At 43.1% G+C, this 23669-nt stretch carries 12 protein-coding genes and 2 pseudogenes; 6 read left to right on the forward strand and 8 right to left on the reverse strand.

Annotated elements, in window-relative coordinates; translation table 11 throughout:
* Positions 1 to 50 precede the first annotated feature (50 nt).
* Positions 51 to 608, forward strand: a complete 558-nt coding sequence (locus BACFIN_RS13050; protein ID WP_192909825.1) for a hypothetical protein — start codon at positions 51 to 53, stop codon at positions 606 to 608.
* Between the two features lie 3 nt (positions 609 to 611).
* Positions 612 to 2048: a calcineurin-like phosphoesterase C-terminal domain-containing protein gene (locus BACFIN_RS13045; protein WP_007751376.1), complete on the forward strand. Its 1437-nt coding sequence runs from the start codon at positions 612 to 614 to the stop codon at positions 2046 to 2048.
* 100 nt (positions 2049 to 2148) lie between these two features.
* On the opposite strand, the pseudogene BACFIN_RS13040 reads toward BACFIN_RS13045, so the two are convergent.
* Positions 2149 to 2655: pseudogene (locus BACFIN_RS13040) on the reverse strand (Bcr/CflA family drug resistance efflux transporter); the annotation flags it as partial.
* A gap of 194 nt (positions 2656 to 2849) precedes the next feature.
* On the opposite strand from BACFIN_RS13040, the gene BACFIN_RS13035 reads away from it, so the two are divergent.
* Together BACFIN_RS13035 and BACFIN_RS13030 are read left to right on the forward strand one after the other, a co-directional pair.
* The gene (locus BACFIN_RS13035; protein WP_007751381.1) at positions 2850 to 5138 is read left to right on the forward strand and encodes an NADP-dependent malic enzyme; all 2289 of its coding nucleotides are present in this window, start codon (positions 2850 to 2852) and stop codon (positions 5136 to 5138) included.
* Between the two features lie 340 nt (positions 5139 to 5478).
* Positions 5479 to 6813 (forward strand): NADP-specific glutamate dehydrogenase, encoded by a 1335-nt coding sequence (locus BACFIN_RS13030; protein WP_007751388.1) that lies wholly within the window; start codon positions 5479 to 5481, stop codon positions 6811 to 6813.
* 231 nt (positions 6814 to 7044) lie between these two features.
* Here BACFIN_RS13030 and BACFIN_RS13025 read toward each other — a convergent pair whose 3' ends face one another.
* The 7 genes from BACFIN_RS13025 to BACFIN_RS12995 form a co-directional block, all read right to left on the reverse strand.
* Positions 7045 to 8658, reverse strand: a complete 1614-nt coding sequence (locus tag BACFIN_RS13025) for a PCMD domain-containing protein (protein WP_229091192.1) — start codon at positions 8656 to 8658, stop codon at positions 7045 to 7047.
* A 5-nt stretch (positions 8659 to 8663) separates the two neighbouring features.
* Positions 8664 to 9527 carry a hypothetical protein gene (locus BACFIN_RS13020; RefSeq protein WP_007751392.1) on the reverse strand — a complete coding sequence of 288 codons (864 nt, stop codon included), beginning with the start codon at positions 9525 to 9527 and terminating at the stop codon, positions 8664 to 8666.
* A 12-nt stretch (positions 9528 to 9539) separates the two neighbouring features.
* On the reverse strand, positions 9540 to 10262 hold the full coding sequence (locus BACFIN_RS13015; RefSeq protein WP_007751395.1) for a hypothetical protein: 723 nt from the start codon (positions 10260 to 10262) through the stop codon (positions 9540 to 9542).
* Positions 10263 to 10280: 18 nt separating this feature from the next.
* Positions 10281 to 12515, reverse strand: coding sequence for a DUF4493 domain-containing protein (locus BACFIN_RS13010; protein ID WP_007751397.1), 2235 nt, complete (start codon positions 12513 to 12515; stop codon positions 10281 to 10283).
* A gap of 11 nt (positions 12516 to 12526) precedes the next feature.
* Positions 12527 to 13798 (reverse strand): DUF4493 domain-containing protein, encoded by a 1272-nt coding sequence (locus BACFIN_RS13005; RefSeq protein ID WP_022276291.1) that lies wholly within the window; start codon positions 13796 to 13798, stop codon positions 12527 to 12529.
* A 23-nt stretch (positions 13799 to 13821) separates the two neighbouring features.
* Entirely contained in the window at positions 13822 to 16347 is a 2526-nt protein-coding gene (locus tag BACFIN_RS13000; RefSeq protein WP_007751402.1) for a DUF4493 domain-containing protein, read from the reverse strand.
* Positions 16348 to 16669: 322 nt separating this feature from the next.
* On the reverse strand, positions 16670 to 19639 hold the full coding sequence (locus BACFIN_RS12995; RefSeq protein WP_007751404.1) for a PEP/pyruvate-binding domain-containing protein: 2970 nt from the start codon (positions 19637 to 19639) through the stop codon (positions 16670 to 16672).
* Between the two features lie 171 nt (positions 19640 to 19810).
* Between BACFIN_RS12995 and BACFIN_RS20675 the strand changes: the two are divergent.
* Together BACFIN_RS20675 and gdhA are read left to right on the forward strand one after the other, a co-directional pair.
* Positions 19811 to 21923: pseudogene (locus tag BACFIN_RS20675) on the forward strand (prolyl oligopeptidase family serine peptidase).
* A gap of 216 nt (positions 21924 to 22139) precedes the next feature.
* A complete protein-coding gene (gene gdhA, locus BACFIN_RS12985; protein WP_007751409.1) occupies positions 22140 to 23477 on the forward strand; it encodes an NADP-specific glutamate dehydrogenase in 1338 nt (445 codons plus the stop codon).
* Positions 23478 to 23669 lie beyond the last annotated feature (192 nt).

Genomic DNA, 23669 nt, shown 5'->3' on the forward strand with positions numbered 1-23669 from the left:
AGATTGCGGCAATAATTATCATTTCAATCAATCTTTAAAATTCAATGAATATGAAAAGAATAATCAGTATGGCTGTTGTGTTAGTTATAACGATGGCAGCAACGGCGCAAAAAGGAGAGCTCGCCATGAACGAGAATATCTCCGGAAAAGACCATATTTCCAAAAACGAAAAAGAAGCTACTCCCGTAGGCAAAAAGTCGAAAGCGGCATTTATATTCGACGTGTATGGAGAAATCCCGACTACCAAACCAGTGTTTGAAGCGGAACATTATCTGGGGAGTGACATTACCGGAAAATGGAATACTTTCATCCAGAATTATACGCATGAGTATGATGTAACAATCGGATTTACGGATTCCTCGGTCGAAATTTTGAAGCCTTCTATTTACAAGGCGGTCAATAAGGTGAATAAATATTATAAGAAGGCATTGAAGAAAGAAGAGGTGAGCCGGGAAGTTGCTACATTCAACATGGGTCATATTCTGGATTGCGCCAATGTGATGTGTTTCGATGATAACAGCAAGTCTTTTGAGGAGGCTCTCAAGTCGGCAGATGAACCGGAAGAAATTATCGCATTATTCAATCAGGTTACTTTAAGAAAGTTATAAGCAATGAAAAAGATCAATTTTAGAAAAACGCTGTTTGCAGCGGTTTTGCTTTTCCAGCTGAACGCTATTGCCGCCTTTGGTCAGACGGTGGTGAAAGGTAGTGTGAAAGATAATACAGGTAAACCCATCAGCGGTGTAGTGGTGACAGACGGGGCACATTTCAATACGACTGATGCAGAAGGAAATTATGTTCTGAACACTGATCCGGCACGTTATCCAATGGTTTACATCTCTACTCCGGCAACGTATGAGCTTCCTTCCAAAGAGGGGATAGCCGATGGTTTCTATCAATATCTGGATGCCGGGAAAAGCGAAAACCAATGTGACTTCGTATTGACTAAACGGCAGAAGCCGGTGGATGAATTTGTCTACATCGTCCTTTCCGACCCGCAAGTGAGAAACGAAAAGCAACTGGACCGCTTCCGCACGGAAACAGTGCCCGACCTGAAACAGACTGCCGACTCACTAAAGAACTTCGAAATCGTCGGCATGGGACTGGGGGATCTGGTGTGGGATGCCATGAACCTGTACGCTCCTTACCGGCAAGCGGTGTCCAACTTAGGAATGACGATGTTCCAACTGATGGGAAACCACGACTTCAACCTGCTCTACAAATCTATAACGCAGACGGATCATCCGGCGGATGGTTATGGGGAACAGAATTATTATCAGTCATTCGGCCCGGCTAACTATTCATTCAATATCGGTAAAGTGCATGTGATAGCAATGAAGGATATTGATTACGACGGCAACAAGAAATACACGGAACGCTTCACGCCGGAAGATTTGGACTGGTTGAGAAAAGATTTAAGTTATGTGCCTAAAGGAAATATCGTGTTCCTGAACGTTCACGCTCCAGTAGCTAATAACACGGTAGCTGCGGGGGGAAATGCGCGCAACGCCAATGCGCTTTTCCAACTGTTGAGGCCTTACCAAGTACATATTTTCTCCGGACACACGCACTTTTATGAAAATCAGTTGCCCGCCCCTACCATTTACGAACATAATATCGGAGCGGCCTGCGGCGCATGGTGGGCAGGACACGTGAATCGTTGCGGAGCACCAAACGGTTATCTGGTGGTACAAGTGAAAGGTGATGATGTGAAATGGCGTTACAAGGCAACAGGGTGTTCGCCGGACTATCAGTTCCGGCTTTACCAACCGGGAGAGTTTGAAAGCCAGAAAGACTATGTGGTAGCCAATATCTGGGATTGGGACTGGACGTATACGGTAAACTGGTACGAGGATGGAGTGTTGAAAGGTGCTATGCAGGCTTTTGACGATGAGGATCAGGATTATATCAATATGGTAAAGGGAAAGAAAACGGGTTATCGCACACGTCATCTTTTCCGTGCACAGCCTTCTAAAGATGCAAAATCTGTCAAGGTGGTGGTTAAGAATCGTTTCGGGGAGATATTCACGGAAGAGATAAAACTGTAGTTTTATTTCGGTCTGTTTATACTGGTAGTAAATTATAAAAGTCATGAGGGAGTTTAAGCTTTAACTTCCTCATGACTTTTATTTTTGAAACAATCTCACTTTAACGGAAAATCCGGCACATTGCTACTTTCATCGGTACTTTCCTCATCGCCCATAGTGCACAAAGCAGGGAACAGATGGCGCAGACCACAAATGTAACTCCGGTAGATACAAGGATATTTCCCAAGCCGACCAACGGAGAAACAATACCTCCGGAAGCAAAACAGAGTGCTCCCAGCAGGGCGGAAGCTGCTCCGGCGTAACGGCGTTCGCTATCCATCGCCAAGGTGGTGGAGGAAGTAAAGGTCAGTCCCATTGTGAAAAGTAATGCGAACATCAGCAGTTCATAGGTCCAGAAGCCGCATCCGTTATACAAGGCAATCATCACACAGACGGACAGGCACAACATACCGATGCATCCGGTCAGCGTCCCAGTTTCAAGTTGGCGGAATTTCACGGAGATAGTTGCTGCCACCCCGATAGCTACCGCATTCACCGCGAAGCAGATACTAAATGCAAAGGGGGAAAATCCGTAATGTTGTTGCACAATAAAAGGTGAGGAAGCTATAAGGTATTTATTGAAATTTCAATAAATTAATATTATAGCACCTAAAAAAATAGGATATAAATACATATCAGATTATAACTTCAGCCATTTTGCTATAAAATTAATAGAAATTACCAACAAGAGACTACAATATATAACTTTTATTCCTACATTTGCAGCCAAATGATAACTTATTAATAAAAAATACAGATACCATGGCTAAAATAACCAAAGAAGCCGCTTTGCTCTATCACTCACAGGGCAAACCCGGTAAGATCGAGGTAGTCCCTACCAAACCGTATAGTACACAAACAGATTTAGCACTCGCATACTCTCCCGGTGTGGCAGAACCTTGCCTCGAAATTGAGAAGAATCCACAAGACGCATACAAATATACTGCGAAAGGTAACCTTGTTGCTGTTATTTCCAACGGTACAGCCGTACTCGGACTAGGTGACATAGGCGCATTGAGTGGCAAACCGGTAATGGAAGGTAAAGGGCTGCTCTTCAAAATCTATGCCGGCATTGACGTATTCGATATCGAAGTCAATGAAAAAGACCCGGAAAAATTCATTGCAGCCGTAAAGGCTATCGCTCCCACCTTCGGCGGTATCAACCTCGAAGACATCAAAGCTCCAGAATGCTTTGAAATCGAACGCCGTCTGAAAGAAGAACTGGATATTCCTGTGATGCACGACGACCAGCATGGTACCGCTATCATCTCCAGTGCCGGATTGGTAAACGCCCTGCAAGTAGCCGGAAAGAAAATCGAAGATGTAAAAATCGTTGTGAACGGTGCCGGTGCATCTGCCGTGTCTTGCACTAAACTGTATGTGTCACTGGGTGCACGTCTCGAAAATATTGTCATGCTGGACAGTAAAGGTGTTATCAGCAAAACACGTACTGACCTGAACGAACAGAAGAAATATTTCGCAACTGACCGCATGGACATACATACACTGGCAGAAGCCATTAAAGGTGCAGACGTATTTCTCGGCCTGTCAAAAGGAAACGTGTTGAGTCAAGATATGGTACGTAGCATGGCCCCCATGCCTATCGTATTTGCGCTGGCCAACCCGACTCCGGAAATTTCCTACGAAGACGCTATGGCAGCCCGCCCCGATGTATTGATGGCAACCGGACGTTCCGACTATCCGAACCAGATAAATAATGTAATCGGCTTTCCGTATATCTTCCGTGGTGCATTGGACACTCATGCCAAAGCCATCAATGAAGAAATGAAAATTGCGGCCGTACACGCTATCGCCAATCTGGCAAAACAGCCGGTACCCGATGTTGTTAACGCGGCCTACCATGTAAACAACCTTTCCTTCGGTCCGGAATACTTCATCCCGAAACCGGTAGACCCACGCCTCATCACAGAGGTGTCTTGCGCTGTAGCAAAAGCTGCGATGGAAAGTGGAGTAGCCCGTACGGAAATCAAGGACTGGGACGCATACTGTGTACATCTGCGCGAATTAATGGGTTACGAATCCAAACTGACCCGCCAACTGTATGATACTGCCCGCCGCAACCCGCAACGTGTTGTATTTGCAGAAGGGATCCACCCCAATATGCTGAAAGCTGCCGTTGAAGCAAAATCGGAAGGTATCTGTCATCCTATCTTATTAGGAAACGATGAGGCTATCGGTAAATTAGCAGAGGAGCTGGACCTAAGCTTGGAAGGTATCGAGATTGTAAATCTCCGCCATCCGGACGAGTCGGAACGCCGCGAACGTTATGCCCGTATTTTAGCCGAAAAACGTGCACGCGAAGGCTTTACTTATGAAGAAGCCAACGATAAAATGTTCGAGCGCAACTACTTCGGTATGATGATGGTAGAAACCGGAGACGCTGATGCGTTCATCACCGGACTTTATACAAGATACAGCAACACAATCAAGGTTGCCAAAGAAGTGATCGGCATCCAACCGGGATTCAAACATTTCGGAACCATGCACATACTGAACTCCAAGAAGGGTACCTACTTCCTGGCAGATACATTAATTAACCGCCACCCCGATACCGACACATTGATTGATATAGCCAAGCTGTCCGACAAAACAGTCCGTTTCTTCAACCATACTCCGGTAATGGCCATGCTATCCTACTCTAATTTCGGTGCTGATACAACAGGAAGCCCTGTAAAAGTGCATGAAGCCGTAAATTATATGCAGAAAGAGTATCCGGAATTGGCTATCGACGGTGAAATGCAGGTAAACTTCGCCATGAACCGCGAATTGCGTGATACCAAGTATCCGTTCACCCGTCTGAAAGGAAAAGATGTAAATACATTGATTTTCCCGAACCTGAGTTCAGCGAATGCCGGTTACAAACTGCTGCAAGCAATGGATCCGGATACGGAATTTATCGGCCCTATCCAAATGGGATTGAACAAACCGATCCATTTCACCGATTTCGAAAGCTCTGTACGTGACATCGTTAATATTACAGCTGTAGCGGTAATTGACGCTATCGTAGACAAGAAGAAAAAAGAAGGCTAATGAGAAGACCGTTATCCAAATCACAAATAGTTTGCATTAGCCTGCTTTGGTTGGCGCTTTGCTATTTAGTTCTCACAAAAGCCGAACGGATCGATGGGATGACAGTAGTAATGCTTGTCATTTCGGCAGCATTAGTATTCATTCCTGTTTATAAGTCGATAAAAAGGAATAAATAAATATCTTTTTTCCTATTTTTAATGCGATAAAATATCAAATTTGATATTTTATCGCATTTTTCTTTATAAAATGTTTGCTAGTTTAATTTTTATCTTTACTTTTGCAACCGCATAAGAGAAATAGATAATCGAATTTTAAACAACCAATAAAAGAAAAAAAGATTATGAATGCAGCAAAGGTATTAGACGATCTGAAAAGAAGATTTCCCAATGAACCGGAGTATCATCAAGCAGTAGAAGAAGTACTTTCGACTATTGAGGAAGAATACAACAAACACCCTGAGTTCGATAAAGTAAACTTGATCGAACGTTTGTGTATCCCTGATAGAGTATATCAGTTCCGCGTGACTTGGATGGATGATAAAGGTAACATTCAGACTAACATGGGTTACCGTGTTCAACATAACAACGCGATTGGCCCGTACAAAGGCGGTATCCGTTTCCACTCATCCGTGAATCTTTCTATCTTGAAGTTCCTTGCCTTTGAACAGACATTCAAAAACTCACTGACCACATTGCCTATGGGTGGCGGTAAAGGTGGTTCCGACTTCTCTCCCCGTGGTAAATCAAACGCAGAAGTAATGCGCTTCGTGCAAGCTTTCATGTTGGAATTGTGGCGTCACATCGGTCCTGAGACGGACGTTCCTGCCGGTGATATCGGTGTAGGTGGCCGCGAGGTAGGTTTCATGTTCGGTATGTACAAGAAACTGACTCACGAATTCACTGGAACATTCACAGGTAAAGGCCGCGAATTCGGAGGTTCACTGATTCGTCCGGAAGCAACAGGTTACGGTAACATTTACTTCCTGATGGAAATGCTGAAAACCAAAGGTACTGACTTGAAAGGTAAGACTTGCTTGATTTCCGGTTCCGGTAACGTTGCTCAATACACTGCAGAAAAGGTTCTTGAACTTGGCGGTAAGGTTCTGACTATGTCTGACTCTGACGGTTACGTTTATGATCCGGACGGTATCGACCGTGAGAAACTGGATTACATCATGGAATTGAAGAATCTGTATCGTGGCCGTATCCGTGAATACGCAGAAAAATATGGCTGCAAATATGTAGAAGGTGCTCGTCCTTGGGGTGAGAAAGCAGATATCGCTCTGCCTTCTGCAACTCAGAATGAATTGAACGGTGATGATGCTAAGAAATTGGTTGCTAACGGTGTGATAGCTGTATCCGAAGGTGCTAACATGCCTTCTACTCCGGAAGCTATCCGCGTATTCCAAGAAGCCAAAATCCTTTATGCTCCGGGTAAAGCTGCCAATGCAGGTGGTGTATCAGTATCCGGTCTTGAAATGACTCAGAACTCTATCAAACTGAGCTGGAGCTCTGAAGAAGTAGACGAGAAGTTGAAGAGCATTATGAAGAATATCCATGCAGCTTGCGTTCAATACGGTACTGAAGCTGACGGATACGTAAACTATGTGAAAGGTGCTAACGTAGCCGGATTCATGAAGGTTGCCAAAGCAATGATGGCACAAGGTATCGTATAATCAGCCACAGATATAAATAAGCTATAGTTAAAAACTCCCGCCTTCCGAAAGGAAGAACGGGAGTTTTTTATGCACAAACAATTTGTACGACACCCGGGTGTCGTGCATACTGAGACCCGGGTGTCAGCATACATGAGACCCGGGTGTTGGTATGCCTGAGACCCGGGTGTCGTCACAACTATCTTTGCATGCTCTTTTAATAGTATTCATCTCTTTGGAAAAAATAAAAATCTAATCATTATAATCATATTCCAAAGTAAAGTCATCTACCCACATCACACTTTGATCACTACCGAAAAAGTAGTCTCCATATTTACTGGACGAACATACTACCAATATATAGTTAGGAACCCGATTGGTGTCACGATATTCCAATTCAACCTCAAAAGGTTCAAAGTTATTAATTGTTTTTCCCTGAGTAAATTCTCCGTAGGCAATGACGTGAGGATCATTCTGATCGAACATTTTACGTTTACTGGAAGTCTTAGCAGTGATAATATCTATCGGAGCATCCCAATCTCCCAAAGCAACCCAAATGATGCAAGTATCATCTTTATCCTTTAATAAAGGATATAGTTCATCATACTTATCCGAATCTTTATCCATTTGATTAACCGGGCCAGTAGTATATTTATAATATCCCGTCAACCTCGTGGGACGCTCGGTAAACGGACGACCAAATTTTAAATGTCCATCTGTAAAACTACCTTCAGCAAAATCGTACCAATAACCGGCAAACAGATTTCCGGCAGCAAATTTGATAACAGCATACATAGATTCCATCTTTACGGAAGTTCCCGTCTGTCCATTCCAAGTATTCGTTCCGTCTGGTGTCGTTATACTCCGGAGAATGGAAGCTCCCTTGTTACCACTTCCCCAAAACTCCTCACCACCTTCTGCCCAAAAATTATAAACTTTGCCTTTCAAATGCCATTCATCAAACTTAGCATTCGGCAATTGTTTGGCTATTCCAGTAGTAAAAGGCAACTCCTCACTATAATCCTCACCTGAATACGCACGACAAACATAAGTCGTTTGTTCCTTCAAATGCGGTATGCGAGCGGAAAAGGCTGCACCATCCGCTGTAATATATGAATTATCAACTTTCCTCCACTCTTCGGTTGTGGTTTCTCGAATCTCAAATCCATTATCAGAACCTTCTATACCCTCCGCATACAGCCATGCCACGTTTACCCAACCGTCTGCGCGCTTCATTTCCACATCTTTATCTTTCCGATAAACACGAAGCTCCCAATTTTCTTCAAAGAAATCCTGATATTGCACCTTTACCTGTGCAGAGGCATAATTGGAATAGAGTGTCCATTTTAGTTCCGGCACTTCCGTTTTTCCATTATATGTTGTACCCTTCGGCCCTAATTTCAGCTCCAAGAGGTCTAGTTCTTTCCATTTAGTATTTTTCCTCACATTGGCAATAGCAACTTTCGTATCCGGATTTATCTCAGACAGTCCTACTTGGTTTGCCATTTTAAATATACGTACAATATCTTGCTGAGCAATAACTTTCCATCGATATTCCTGATAAAGAGATAATATCACCTCATAAGGATTAGTTAAATCTATTATATCTTGTGGAGCAAGTGTACTCTTAGCTCCCTCTGTCACCGAAAGCTTAGTCACATGAACTTTTCGCAGATTGACATTCTCTTCCAATTTCAAAGTCACAGTGCGGTCTTTCTCCGAGATTACCGCATTTTCTTTTTGTCCCTCTACTTGCATTCCGGTTATGGACAAAGCTATTTGTGGATAATCGATATCATTTTTGATACACCCCTGTAATAAAGTAATCACAGCAGCACCTAGCAATAAATTATATATAGCCCGCATTTTCATTACATACAAAAGGTTAAACCTATATTTATATTAAAAAGATTTATCTTAAAATTGGCGCCGCTGTCTCTACGTTTACCCTCTTCACCCAGATTATTCTTTTGTTTCTCTGTACGATATTTAAATCCGACAACGCCAAAGGATAATTCAGCACAAACATTTTGCGTAATAAATACCGCCAATCCGGGATTAATGCCCAAGTGCAACTCATTTATCGTTGTGTCAGTGCGTTTAAATTCTTCACCTTCTCCACGTGAGAAACTAGAAGAACCTCGTTTGTAAGTCAGCGTAGTCTCATTAAACAAGCCGAAAAGTTTACCACGGTCAAGCCCTACATATGAGCGATGAAATATGCCGATCGATCGTAAATTTTCCGTATAACGGATATTGTCTAATGAGAAATTCAAATCATCATCAATATTCAACGACACATTACCCAAATCAGCAATCGTATGACTATAACCTAGTTTCATACCGACAATCAAATTATCCGCCAACGCATATCCGACGAACGGATTAACAGAGAACGTTTTGAAATTACAATCAAAATCTTTCAATATTGAGAATAACAGTCTACTGTCATCACTGTCAAAATTAACATAAGAGAAAGTCAAACCGCCCATCCATTTTTTCTTCGGAATAAAACGATAGCTGATGATACCACGGTCGTAACGTCCGATCGGTTTGATTCGAATCAGTCCGGTATTGTCTTCCACAATATCCTTTTCCGCATGCACCTGCTCCAACTCCGCCTTATCCACATATACGGTATCATGTATTACAATGGTATCCCGCTGCTGTGCCCGGATCTCCTGTATGCCAACCAACAGAATGACAGCACATATATAGATTAATCTACTACTCATTTTCTCCTTTTTTTATAAATAGAATGCAATACCTAAACCAATGGAAAACAGGTTAATCTTGAAATTTGCCGAACTGGAGGAACGTTCACCGACATACACTTGGTCTGTTGTTTGTTTCACCTTGCTGAAGTCAAGTCCAAGAACTCCGACACTGACTTCCACAGCAGTATAATTATTAATAAAAGCAACAATTCCAGGTGCAACTCCTAATCCGAAATCAGCAGTAGTCGAATAAGTACCGCTCAATTTTCCACCATTCTTCGTTACTACTTTCGACTGGCTTCCTCCCATCTCAAGACGTGTCTCTGCAAAAAGAGCAAATCGCTTACTAGTACCTATATTTATATAGTTCCTCAGAATACTAATCACGCTATAAGAATGTTTCAACTGATATAGGTCATTTACATCAAAATTAGTATCATCATCCAGATTCAATGTCACCCCATCCAATTTTGTCAGCGTACGTCCGTACGAAAAACGTCCTCCGGCAGCCAAATTATCTTTCAAAGCATAACAAAACATAGGACTTACCTTAAACGTGTATCCGTCAGAATTAAAACCATCAACAATCAGAAATTGATAATTTTGTTCATTATGCTCGGAATAAGAAACAGAGCTTCCTACAATCCACTGCCCTTTCGGAACAAATGTTCGAGGTTCTATATTGCGTTTAAACTCTTGTGCCTGAGCAGTTATCCCCCAGATAAACAACAAGAATAATAATATTTTTTTCACTCTATAATCATTATAAGTTTATTCTTCCAATTCACTCTCGTCATATACCAATTTCAAGTTGTCTAACCACATAGAACTGCCGGTACTTCCCTCAAAATAATCTCCGTATTTACTCGCCGAAGCCACCACTACAATACTTGTAGGAATACGTTCAAGACTGTAATTCAAACGGATAACAAAGGGATGCATATTCTCACCTTCGGTAGACGAATCCCATGTCTGTTCACCATAAGCTATAACGTTATCTCCTTTCGGATCAAAAAAAGTAGCAGCATCTCTCGTATCCACAATCAACGGCCAAGTTTCTCCACCGTAAGTTTGTCCTTCCCAGTCTCCTAGTGCTATAAACACTTGCCCTTTGTCTTGTTCTCCATTTTCGATATACTTTCCTCCGTTATCTACAGTTCCCGAAGTATAACGTATATATCCGGTCAATGCAACTGGACGGGAGGTAAACGAACGTCCCCATCCCAAAATTCCATTCATTTTTTGTGTATCCAAATACTTACCGATGAACAGATTTCCTGCGGCAAACTTAATAACTATTTTTTTAGACTGTAATTTCGCAGAATACTTGCCTTCCACTTTCACAGAAGAATCCGCTGTTGTCAAATCTGTAGCAAAAGCAGAAACAGAAGAGGAACCATGATTACCACTATCCCAAAAGAAATCACTGCTTGAAGCCGCAATATACATAGGCTTACTTCCCGACCACTCCTCAAATCCACAATTCTCCAATTGGAGCGTCTTTTCTGTCGTGAACTGACATTTTACATTGGATGCCATTGCCCCCTCCATAACTTGATATTCATATTCTGAGAAAAGTTCATTATCACTATTCTTCAATCCAGTCACCTCAGCAGTAAGTACAGAACCGTTTCGTACCGCAGGCACCGTCTGCCATTCAGTAGTTCCCACTTTCCGGTAGCGGAATGACAATTCTGATTGTGGTTCTCGTTCCGGCAGCACTTCACCGAACAAAGTCGCCTTTGTTGCCCATATAAGATATTTCTTATCATCCGGAATAGCGACTGTTTGTACAGCAATATCAGAAGCCACAATTTGCCAGTCTACTATACGCTGATAGCCTCTCTGGTCTGTTACAGAAAAACGAATACTACGTGTACCATTCTCCGCTGTATATTTCCGGATTAGTGAAGCGGAAAGATTTATATCCATAGCATGCCCCAAAGAAGCTTCTTTTTTATCGATCGTGATTCCGCCATTTGCGAGCAGATCTTCTTCCTCAGTTGTCAGATTTTTCAAGTCAAAAGTCTGTTGCGCAGTAGGTGCACCAAGAAAATCCGGAAACTGTTCAGAGGCTATTTCAATCTGCGTCAGTTTTGTAGAACCCTTTATCATCACCGTCATATCCTCTCCATCACCTATTTTCATGTATGCAGGTTGTGTCAAGACTAAATTTTGTCCCCCCATTTCAGCTTTAACTGACGGTCGGCGATAAATCGTCTCTTCTGTTTCCACTTCTCCAATAGGAGTTACATCCACCACCAAATTTATCATTCCCCCTCCGGTATCCGGCACTTCCACTTCCGATTCCTTAAATTCATAAGTCAAGTTGTAAAGTGTAGCCGACACCACATCGGGAATCGTATCTATATGTACAAACGGTGCTCCGGTAAGCTTATTGGTTGCCTCAAATGTACAAAATAGCGTATCGCAAGCAACAGGAACAGAGAAATATCCTAATTTTCCGACATCATCTGCCGTAAAATCAAGAATTCCATTTTCAGCCTTTACAGCCACCCCCACCATGCAATTTTCAAAATAAGGATTCATTGTCTCTGCAAAAGCTACAGTAGCCACTGTATTACCTACATTAGCCACGACATCAACTTTTACATCTGCCCCTTTTGTTATAGTAAAAGACTTTATACCCTCATAAAATTTCTTATCGAATGATGCAGAAACCACCTCTCCAGCTGTCACCTTTACTTGGTAATCACCGGAAGCAAGCAAAATATCATCAGGTACATTTTCTACTCCTTGATACTTACGTACCAGTTTCAAATCCTCTTTTTCACGTTGGTAGATACGAACCTTACAGTCTTTCTCCAAGATAGCTTGTTCTTCCGATGTAAGAGCACGGGTAGCTACTACTTTCAAATCATTCTTCATCCCAATAGACAACCGAAGACTCCCCTCACCATCAGTCGCAGTATATTCGTCACGCTGACATCCTGTGAAAAAGAAAAGAAGTAATAACCAATATAAATAATATTCTTTTATCTTCATTTCTTACCTATTTATTCTTTTATAGTAAATGTTAACGTCTTCGATACACTCTGCCCTTTCCGATCAATTAAAGTAATATGGAATTTGTGTGGTTTCTCACTTGGAAAATTCCTCAATAACGGTGTAAATTGAGTAATTACAAAATCCAACTCCGTTTTTCCTACAACCTGCTCTTCCACAGGAAAACCGAGACTTGTCAATGTTTCCTTATATTCTCCCGGTTCAGCCAAATCAAAAGTTCCAGCTTCACCAAACATCATTTTGATAGCATCTCCAAACAAATCATCACCCGCTTCTATTTGCACATTCACATGTCCGATAGTTTCCGACGCATTAAGTTTCACAATAATCTCCAATGGGTTCTCTTCAGTCACAGTCTCATCAAGAACGTAATCAAACTTTTTGCAGGTAATCGTAGGCTCTCCGTCCACATCACCCCCACCATCCGGGAAATCATCTATTTCCGGTTCGTCAGGACGAACACCACCATTTATATTTTCCACATCACAGCTATTGTCCACTTTCACAGAAGCATTAGCATCACCTCCAGTATTCGGATCACCGTCAGCATCGCTCAATTTATAAGTCATGGTTACAAGATAACCGATTGATACACCGGATACCGAACGCGTATTCACTGTCTGTACTTCATCTTTTATTCCATCTTCCGTTAGAGTGCTCAAAAATTTGAAATCGACAATATTACCGCTTTCATTGGCAGGAAAATAAGCAGCACGTACTTCATCTCCCATCTTAAACGTAAGTTGATCATTGCTATTTATTGTTACCGTAACTTCGGTATCGTCTCCCAAAAGCGGTTTCAATTCGTCCGTATAACCTATTTTTACCATAATACAATGCAACTTGCACTCTATCTTAGCAACATTGGTCACTTGATCTTTTTGTATCTCAATACTCTGCGAACCTTGACAATAAGGAACATCAAACACTGGTTCTCCTCCATCTGGAGAATGGGCTATGATTTTGTATTTGCCGACTTTCAATTGAAATATTTCAGGCATATCACTATACTTCCATTCGGAAATTAAAGTTGTTCCGTCTTCATTGTAAATACCAACGATATAACTACCAGCATCTACTGTGACAGCACGAGACAGTGGTGTCGCATTTACATCCACAGAAAGTTGCATGGAGGACAATTGAATTTGTCCATAACCATCCGATTCGTTGCCGAAGTCCATCTTTTCACGATCGCAAGCAGAGAGGATGAAAAGGCTTGCTACAAATATTGCTAATATTTTTATTTTAACTAATTGTTTCATATTCATCAATTCACTTTAATTCATTATTTAGCATACTCTAAATGTACATCATCTATTACTAAGACATTTCCTATACCACGAGTATCGGCATTACCACTCCAAGTATTAATCTCTCCACTATATTCTTTAATAGCCGGACTAGAAGAGGTTGATGACAAAAACACGATAGATATATGTGTCGGTTGTAATTCTTCATTTGAATAGGATATATTTAAAGTAGCCTTATCAGTGTTAGTTGTCGATAAATTCATATATCCATTTCCTAAATTAACAATATTATCTCCTTCTCTATGTTCTATTTGAATCGAAGCGGAAGCAGCTTCTCCATTATATGAGTAAAAACGATAATTAAAAGTCATTTGCGTAGGGCGAGAAGCAAAAGTATGTCCATGAACTTCTCCTGTTGATATATCATATTTTCCAATATACAAAGTGCTAGATGTTTTCTTGTTACAACTCAAACCTCCCCAAGGTAATCCTGTTGTACAGGTACTGCCTTCCCCCCATCCAATAGTTGCTATTTCTGCGGAATATGAACCATTAATTGGAGATGTAGATAATTTCATTCTAGTACTAGCCGACCAAGAAGAATTCACATAAGTAGTTCCTGGATATGCTACATAATAATAAGAGTAAATGCCTGCTTTAGCTGTAGTCAAATCATTCTGTGTACTCCACCAAGGATCCAAATCACTATCCTCATAAGGGTAAAAAGTATAAATATCTATGCTGCCAGGTTTTCCTGTTCCTTTCCACACAAACTTCTCACTCCACGTTTCAAAATCCGAATTAGGAATCTGCAATTCTGCTTCCGTCTCAATACTCAATTGATTCGAAGCCCCTACAATATCACCTTCTTCATCTTTTTTGGTAAATTGATAAGTGTAGCCGGTAGCCGGAATTAAATTAGTCAAAGAAATGGTAGAACCAGACAAAGGACAATTTATAGCATTCCATACACCATCATTTCCGTCATTATCCTTCTGAGAGCATAGGAAATTCCATCCATCTACATTGCCTTTTAACTGCAACGTAGCCTGTTTCGTCCAAACATCTCCTGGATACTGCAAACTAAGTACCACAGGATCTCCCATAGCCGAATTCAATGTCCCTTTACGTCGCAAATACCGAGCCTCCATCTGAATATCAGCATATTGGGATTCATCAAACTTAAACAGCAAATCATGTGATGTTCCATTCGACTTTATGGAACTTGGCACTACTTGCTGTTCTGTCTCGCCTTTCTTCAACCAATAGGTCACCTTGGCGGGATCACCGTCAAGAGTCAAATTAGCCTTCATCTTTGTCGTACCATAAAGAACTGATTGTCCTGCACTCACCGCAAACAGATTATCCTTACTGGAAACTCTAAATTTCAATGGTTCCACATTCTCTTTAGACAATTTATCAGTAGCCCGCAGTTCAAAAAGATGTTCTGTACCCTCTTCCGTATATTCCAAAAAAGGTACTACATTTGTAAAGTCAATCTTTGCAATCTTATCTTTTTTGTCACCCAATCCTGCCATCTGAAACCCTAACTTCTGCATTGCGCTCAGACTTTCTGCAGACACACTAGTCAAGTCCACAGTTTCAGGCCATCCTTGTTCGATCAACGAAAAAGAATGGGTCGTCAAATAACAATGAGCTATTCCACCGGCTGCATTCAAATAAGCATACACTTCTGAAGCTTCCGCTGATTTTCCTTCAACAACGTCAATCGGTTGGTCATCATTAAACCCATTTGCTGTAAAATAAGGTGCCGGAGCACTTAAAGCCTCATCCGAAACAGTGATTTTCACAGGTTCCTGATTAGGAATATCATCACTAAATGATATATTAATAGAAGGAGTACCTGCATCCAAATCAAGTGTCAGAATATAGGCATGGCGAGCTTCAAGAGCATAATCCTCACCAACTTTCAAAGTTACTTCCTGTGAATAACCCTCCTTCTTTTTTACCTTCACACGTACTTGTACTTCTCCCGGCTTGAAATAGGCATAACGTGTTTCATCAGAAACATAGTTCACTGTATTGCCAAGCGAAGTAGTGACTTCAGCCGTATACTCAGAAAAGTAGTCCTTAAATTCATCTGTATAGACAATCGACAATTTAGCATTTGCCAGATAACAGGTCACTTCCACAGTGGTGGTCTGTCCCCGCTTTATAACAAACGGCTGATTTCCCTCATAATAAGGCAACTCGAAACCTTCATTATTGACATCGCCATACGAAGCCTTCGCTACATAGTTATTACCAGACCGAAGAGTCAACTCATCATCAGCCAAAAACTCAGCTAATGTAGCCCACTCTCCACGAAGAGTTTCTCCTTTAAATATAGAAAAAGAGAAATCATTGACATCGGGCACTTCCTGTTCTATTCCATCATTAACCCGAGTATTTGTTCCCACTAATACTTCGGCATTTGCACTAACTTGTACACGTAATGTTCCATTTCCTTCACTTCCCTCATCACGTTCCGAAGAACAAGAAAAAAAGAAAGGTAGGAGACATACACAAAAAGCCAGTTTTACTAATTGTCTGTTACTCATCTCTCTAGAATCTCTTTATATCTTAAAAAACGACCGCAAAAATACAGTTTTCTTTCTTTATAATAAAGTATCCAAAGAAAGATTTATCCCGAAATATGAAAATGAGAACACAATTAGCCTGCCCGACCTTAAAAAAAGGCCATATTTTTAAGCCTATCACAAAAGAATTTCACCTTTTAGATGAAAAACAGAACGTTACCCCCTACATTTATTGAATATAAGACCTATTGATTCAGACACGAGTGTTATTTTTTTTAATAGACTCATAATATAATTATAGTTCCTCTTTATTTCCACCAATTTCATTTTTATATAAAGCCACCTATACTCCCGGCATCAGCACCACCCCAAGTTTCTTCTTTCCATCCATCTTGACCACTATCGGTTTCTCAAAGCGGACATGGCGGAGGAACTTCGTTTCTTCCACAGCCGGTTGCGCATTGAGGAACTCTTGGTTGTAGACACCATCATTCATAAAGGCATTGATCGTGAAGTAACCCACTCCGAACGAGGTAAGATTCTGGAAGAAATGCGTACCCTGGCTGGGATCAACGCGGTAATTAGTCAGTCCCGCCTCCACTATCACACGGGCTGCCGAGATGTGCGGCCACTTCACCGGAATACCCAGCCACGTGTCGCTGCTTCCCCAACGTCCGGGACCGACAAGCACATAGTTCTTCCCCTCGTTCAAGAACTGCTGATTGATCTTTTCTATCTCCCAAGCAATAGCCTGATTATTGGAAGCACTGTAGCCGTCTGTCTTCACATAGACAACATCCTGAATCTCGTTCATAATGCCATGTCCCAGCGAATTATACGAGCGAAGAATCACCTCATCATCCGGTATATCGTTCAAATCCTCATCCAGCATCTCCTTGCTATCCACAATCGGACGGATCTGCAAAAGATAGAAAGTACCCGTCTTATCCTGATCACGACTTAACGTTGCCGCAAACTCAATCTCAACCGGACGACGCATCTCCTGTTCCCCGTATTTCAAAACCAACTGTAAAATACGAGCCAACGGGAAAACATCATGTTGCAGGATATTAGCAAACGTGATCACCTTGCGTCCTCCCGGATACAAACCATCCCGGATTATCTGGTCGTACGGGTCGTATGTAGAAGCGATATACTGCAAAGCACCGTCATTTTCCGCCTCTTTCACATGAAGTTTCAACAGATTAAAGCCGTCATCGATCGAAAAGTCATGCCCTGCATTCTTCAAGTCCAACGCATAGAAACGGGTCTGAGTCTCTTTCAAAGCTATTTCCATCTCGCTGGTCTGTAACACCTGATTGGGATGATAAGGAGAAAAACGAAGTGTCATACCGCCATCCACAATATATTTTCCCAATCCAAGAGCCAGATTCACCGTTCCTTCCTCCGCCTTTTCATCACCCAGCGGATAATAATTGAGCGAGCGTGCCACACCGGACATGGAAGGATAATAACGTTCTCCGTATTGATTACCAACGACTTCCTGCAAAATAACAGCCATCTTTTCCTGGTCTATCACGTTCGACGTAGCTTGCATATAAGCCTTGCTGTCACGGAAGTATACCGAAGCATACACTCCCTTGATGGCATCGGAAAGCATACGCAGCATCTCATAGCGATCGTCCAGATAAGGAATCATATACGTATTGTAAATCCCCGCAAACGGCTGATAATGGGAATCTTCCAACAGAGACGAAGAACGGATGGCAATTGGTGACTTCACCACATCAAAGAAAGTAAAGAAGTCTTCCACCAACCGGTCCGGCAACTTCGCTTTCAGGAAATACCTCAGAATCAAATCATCATCCGCATCCGAAAGGGCAATCTGATACAGATTGTTCGTGTCCATAAACTCATCGAACACATCCGTACAAAGCACCACCGTCTTGGGAATGGCTACCCGTGCATTCTCAAACTCATCAAACTCCGGATGACGCTTCACCATGTTATCTATGAAAGCCAGTCCGCGCCCTTTACCTCCGAGCGAACCGTCACCGATACGGGCAAAATTGGAATAACGGTCGAAACGGTCCCGTTTAAAGACGGCAACGACTCCCTGATTCTTCATCTTGCGATATTTCACGATCGCCTCAAAAATGATGCGGCGATGGGCGTCCACATCCTGAAGACTGCTCCATGTTATCGGTTTCAAAAACTCCGCCACGGGAAACATAGCCCGCGAATAAAGCCAGCGGGACACATGATTACGGCTAATGTGATATAAGAATGATTCCGCAGGAACGGCAAACAGAATATTCTGCAACTCTTTCAGATTCCGTACACGGGCAATCTCCTCCCCCGTCTCCGGATTACGGAAAACAAAATCACCGAAACCGAAGTTATCGGAAACAATACGGCGCAGGTCTACATCCATCTTCTTGGAATTCTTGTCAATAAAGCTGGCTCCGTACTTTGCCGCATAGGAAGCATTCTCCGACTCGGAAGACTGGATAATCAAGGGTACGAACGGATCATTCTTACGTATCTCGGCACATAGCTTGATACCCGCCAGACCGTCTTTCTCTCCCCGCTCCACCTTCGGGAAACGTACATCCGTGATCACCCCCAATATATTATTCTGATACTTACGATAAATATTCATTGCCTCCTGATACGTACGCGCCAACACGATTTTAGGCCGTCCGCGCATACGAAGCGTACGCTGGTGTGCATTCAGAGCCTCCGTAGAGAACTCCTGACTCTGCTTCAACACGAACTTATACAGATTGGGAAGAATGGAAGAATAGAAGCGAATGCCGTCTTCCACAACAAGTATCAACTGTACTCCTACCTCCTGCACGTCATGCTCCAGATTCATCTTGTCCTCCATCAGCTTAATGATAGAAACCAGCAAATCGGTATTGCCCAGCCAGCAGAAAACGTACTCGAAAGCACTCAGATCCTCATTGATAATCCGTTTGGTAATACCGTGACTGAAAGGAGTCAGAATGACGATAGGAATGTGTTCATATTTCTCCTTGATATGCCGTCCGATGTCGAAACTGTCATTATCTCCCGTGCTCGGCATACAAATCACCAGGTCGAATGACATACTTTCCAACTGCGCCAATGCCTCCTCTTCGGTAGACACCTGCGAGAAACGGGGCGGATAACGCAGAGAGAGCGAAGTATATTCATTAAAAATCTTCTCATCGATACGTCCGTCATCTTCGAGCATGAAAGCGTCGTACGGGTTGGCTATCAGCAGCACGTTGAAAATTCGCCGGGTCATCAAATTGGCGAACTGGGTATCTTTGAAGTAAAGCTGGTTTAATTTATATTTACTAAGCATAGAATTATTCTCCTTTCTTATACCAAATCGTCTTGTTTCAAAATCACATTTTGCAAAGTTAATTCTTTAAATCTCATTTTCCATCATCTTCTTTATAAAGTTTACTTGTTTATCTCTTATTATTTTGTAGTTTTGTACCAATAAGTTTATTCAAAAAGACTTTTTATTCACATGAAAAAAGTAACTTTATTAATGAGTGGAATCATGGTAATGTCATGCGCTCCCCAACAAAAAAAAGCCGGTCTACCCCGAGACGGCAAAAGTAGACACTGTAGACGTGTATTTCGGTACGCAAGTTCCCGACCCTTACAGATGGTTGGAAAATGATACCAGCGCAGCTACCACCGCTTGGGTAGAAGCGCAGAACAAAGTGACAAATGAGTATCTGAGCCAAATACCTTTCCGGGAGAACCTCTTGAAACGGCTGACGGAACTGGCTGATTACGAGAAGATCAGCGCTCCTGTCAAGAAACACGGCAAATATTATTTCAGCAAGAACGATGGTTTGCAGAATCAAAGCGTGTTCTACGTACAAGATTCATTGGACGGCGAGCCTCGCGTGTTCCTCGACCCCAACAAATTGTCGGATGACGGCACAGTGGCCCTCACGGGACTTTATTTCTCACACGATGGCAAATACACCGCGTACACCATCTCGCGAAGCGGCTCCGACTGGTCTGAAATCTACGTGATGGACACCGAAAGCGGCAAGTTGCTCGAAGACCACATCGAATGGGCCAAATTCACCGACGCTGCCTGGCAGGGAGACGGATTCTATTATAGTGCTTACGATGCTCCGACCAAAGGAAAAGAGTTCTCCAACGTGAACGAGAATCATAAGATCTATTACCACAAGATCGGCGAACCCCAATCGAAAGACAAGCTGATTTACCAGAATCCGGCTTATCCGAAACGTTTCTACACCTCCGGCACCAGCGAGGATGAACGTATTCTATTCCTGACCGAATCCGGAGCCGGAAGAGGGAACAACCTGTTCATACGGGATTTGAAAAAGCCCGCCTCTCCTTTCATCCAGCTCACCACCGACCTCGATTACCAATATTACCCAATTGAAGTAATCGGCGACTGGATTTATATCTACACCAACTACGGAGCACCGAAAAACCGGATTATGGTGGCGGACATCAACCGTCCGAAACTGGAAGACTGGAAAGAACTCGTACCCGAATCGGAAGCAGTGCTCTCCAACGCGGAAGTGATCGGTGGCAAACTGTTCCTCACATACGACAAAGACGCCTCCAATCACGCATACGTTTACGACCTCGACGGCAAGCAGTTGCAGGAAATCGAACTGCCCTCGCTCGGTTCGGTAGGATTCAGCGGCAACAAGGACGACAAGGAATGCTTCTTCGGATTTACCTCGTTCACCATTCCCGGCGCTACCTATAAATATGATATGGACAAGAACAGCTACGAACTGTACCGTGCCCCGAAAGTGCAGTTCAACTCGGACGACTTCGTAACGGAACAGGTGTTTTTCCCCAGCAAGGACGGTGTGAAGATTCCGATGTTCCTTACTTATAAGAAAGACTTGAAGAAAGACGGCAAAAATCCGGTATTCCTCTACGGGTACGGAGGTTTCGGTATCAGTCTTAATCCGGGCTTCAGCTCCAACCGTATCCCGTTCCTCGAAAACGGCGGTATCTATGCCCAAGTCAACCTGCGTGGCGGCAGCGAATACGGTGAGGAGTGGCACGTAGCCGGAACCAAAATGCAGAAACAGAACGTGTTCGACGACTTCATCTCGGCCGCTGAATATCTCATCAGCCAGAAATACACCGATAAAGACAAGATAGCGATTGTCGGCGGTTCCAACGGCGGTTTGTTAGTAGGCGCCTGTATGACGCAGCGTCCCGACCTCTTCCGCGTAGCCATCCCGCAAGTGGGTGTGATGGATATGCTCCGCTACCACAAGTTTACCATCGGCTGGAACTGGGCCAGCGATTACGGCACCAGTGAAGACAGCAAAGAGATGTTCGAATACCTCAGAGGTTACTCTCCATTGCACAACTTGAAACCGGGCACAAAATATCCGGCAACTCTGGTAACCACTGCCGACCATGACGACCGGGTAGTCCCCGCCCACTCATTCAAGTTTGCCGCTACCCTGCAAGCCGACAATGACGGGACCAATCCGACCTTGATCCGCATCGACAGCAAAGCCGGACACGGTGCAGGCAAACCTATGGCAAAAGTACTGGAAGAGCAAGCCGACATTTACGGATTCATCATGTATAATCTGGGCATGAAACCGAAATTCTAAAGACCGGCTTTCTATTTGCGAACACATAGAAGCCCCGTTACCTGTTTTTTACATCACAGGTAGCGGGGCTTTGCGCTTCTTGGACTCCAAAACTGTCATTTTATCATTATTTAATCAAAATAACGCCTTAAAAATAATCACATTTCAAATATTTCCCTATATTTGCAGATAGTTAGTTGACATTTTATCAGAATTAACCTTTTAAACTATAGTATCATGAACATCCAAAAAATCATGTCCTCTCTGGAGGCAAAACATCCCGGTGAATCTGAGTATCTTCAAGCTGTCAAAGAGGTTCTTCTGTCCATTGAAGATATATACAATCAACATCCTGAATTTGAAAAAGCCAAAATCATAGAAAGACTGGTCGAACCCGACCGTATCTTTACTTTCCGTGTGACGTGGGTGGACGATAAAGGCGAAGTGCAGACCAATCTCGGCTACCGCGTACAATTCAACAACGCTATCGGCCCGTACAAAGGCGGTATCCGTTTCCATGCTTCCGTCAATCTTTCCATCCTGAAGTTTCTCGGCTTCGAACAGACTTTCAAGAACGCACTGACCACTCTGCCTATGGGTGGCGGCAAAGGCGGTTCCGACTTCTCACCACGCGGCAAGAGCGACGCTGAAATCATGCGTTTCTGCCAGGCGTTCATGCTGGAGCTGTGGCGTCATCTGGGTCCGGATATGGATGTTCCCGCCGGTGATATCGGCGTAGGAGGACGCGAAGTGGGTTATATGTTCGGTATGTACAAGAAGCTGACACGTGAATTTACAGGAACTTTCACTGGCAAAGGATTGGAGTTCGGCGGTTCTCTGATTCGTCCCGAAGCTACCGGTTTCGGCGGTTTGTATTTCGTGAACCAGATGTTACAGGCAAAAGGTATTGATATAAAAGGTAAGACCGTCGCTATCTCCGGGTTCGGAAACGTAGCTTGGGGGGCAGCCACGAAAGCCACCGAACTGGGTGCTAAAGTGATTACAATCTCCGGACCGGACGGATACGTTTACGATCCCGACGGTATCAGTGGCGAAAAGATAGACTACATGCTGGAGCTTCGGGCTTCGGGCAATGATATAGTTGCTCCATACGCAGAAAAATATCCGGGTGCGACCTTCGTCGAGGGCAAGCGTCCGTGGGAAGTAAAAGCTGATATTGCACTTCCTTGTGCAACTCAGAATGAATTAAATGGAGAAGATGCACAAAATCTCATAAAAAATGACGTACTTTGTGTCGGAGAAATTTCTAACATGGGCTGTACGCCGGAAGCCATCGATCTATTCATCGAACATAAAAAGATGTACGCACCGGGTAAAGCAGTCAACGCAGGCGGTGTTGCCACATCCGGACTGGAAATGTCTCAAAACGCCATGCACCTCAGCTGGAGTGCCGCAGAAGTGGATGAAAAGCTTCATGCAATCATGCACGGCATCCATGCCCAATGTGTGAAATACGGCACGGAGCCCGACGGATACATTAACTATGTGAAGGGAGCCAACATTGCCGGATTCATGAAAGTAGCCCATGCAATGATGGGACAAGGCGTCATTTGATAATTAAAAATTAAAGATTAAAAGGTAGAAAATAGAAGGTGGACGGGAGCTGGTTGGCTTGGGATTCACAAATTATTTAATTTTTAGTTTCTAATTTTTAATTTCTAGATTCATTTAGAAGACTTTGTTTAGTTGTATTTGTATTTGTGGTTTGCGCCACTCGCCTCCTGTGACAGGACGCGGGTGGCGCTA

This window comes from Bacteroides finegoldii DSM 17565 (assembly GCF_000156195.1).
Lineage (GTDB): Bacteria > Bacteroidota > Bacteroidia > Bacteroidales > Bacteroidaceae > Bacteroides > Bacteroides finegoldii.

Coding starts and splice junctions, on each gene's coding strand:
- BACFIN_RS13020 (WP_007751392.1), bottom strand. CDS start 9,527: ATGAGTAGTAGATTAATCTATATATGTGCTGTCATTCTGTTGGTTGGC.
- BACFIN_RS13010 (WP_007751397.1), bottom strand. CDS start 12,515: ATGAAGATAAAAGAATATTATTTATATTGGTTATTACTTCTTTTCTTT.
- BACFIN_RS13000 (WP_007751402.1), bottom strand. CDS start 16,347: ATGAGTAACAGACAATTAGTAAAACTGGCTTTTTGTGTATGTCTCCTA.
- BACFIN_RS13050 (WP_192909825.1), top strand. CDS start 51: ATGAAAAGAATAATCAGTATGGCTGTTGTGTTAGTTATAACGATGGCA.
- BACFIN_RS13045 (WP_007751376.1), top strand. CDS start 612: ATGAAAAAGATCAATTTTAGAAAAACGCTGTTTGCAGCGGTTTTGCTT.
- BACFIN_RS13025 (WP_229091192.1), bottom strand. CDS start 8,658: ATGCGGGCTATATATAATTTATTGCTAGGTGCTGCTGTGATTACTTTA.
- BACFIN_RS13030 (WP_007751388.1), top strand. CDS start 5,479: ATGAATGCAGCAAAGGTATTAGACGATCTGAAAAGAAGATTTCCCAAT.
- gdhA (WP_007751409.1), top strand. CDS start 22,140: ATGAACATCCAAAAAATCATGTCCTCTCTGGAGGCAAAACATCCCGGT.
- BACFIN_RS13035 (WP_007751381.1), top strand. CDS start 2,850: ATGGCTAAAATAACCAAAGAAGCCGCTTTGCTCTATCACTCACAGGGC.
- BACFIN_RS12995 (WP_007751404.1), bottom strand. CDS start 19,639: ATGCTTAGTAAATATAAATTAAACCAGCTTTACTTCAAAGATACCCAG.
- BACFIN_RS13005 (WP_022276291.1), bottom strand. CDS start 13,798: ATGAAACAATTAGTTAAAATAAAAATATTAGCAATATTTGTAGCAAGC.